The organism is Agromyces sp. NPDC060279, from assembly GCF_042726785.1.
In the GTDB taxonomy this organism is placed as follows: domain Bacteria; phylum Actinomycetota; class Actinomycetes; order Actinomycetales; family Microbacteriaceae; genus Agromyces.
Genome location: NZ_JBHXBK010000015.1, coordinates 1155 through 1478, shown reverse-complemented (window position 1 = coordinate 1478; position 324 = coordinate 1155). Strand labels below are relative to the sequence as shown.

1 rRNA gene (cut by a window edge) is annotated in these 324 nt (G+C 52.5%); it reads right to left on the bottom strand.

What is annotated here, in order from left to right:
- Positions 1 to 324 (bottom strand): 23S ribosomal RNA (locus ACFWE1_RS17535) (its annotated part continues 1154 nt past the right edge of the window); the annotation flags it as partial.

The window sequence follows — 324 nt, the reverse complement described above, 5'->3', positions numbered from 1 at the left end:
CCCTTATGCCTTTGTACTCTACGAATGATTTCCAACCATTCTGAGGGAACCTTTGGGCGCCTCCGTTACACTTTAGGAGGCGACCGCCCCAGTCAAACTGCCCACCTGACACTGTCTCCCGGGTCGATAAGACCCGTAGGTTAGAATTTCAATACAGTCAGGGCGGTATCCCACCAGCGCCTCCACCGAAGCTAGCGCTCCGGTTTCAATGGCTCCCGCCTATCCTGTACAAACTGTACCAAAATTCAATATCAGGCTACAGTAAAGCTCCACGGGGTCTTTCCGTCCTGTCGCGGGTAACCTGCATCTTCACAGGTACTATAA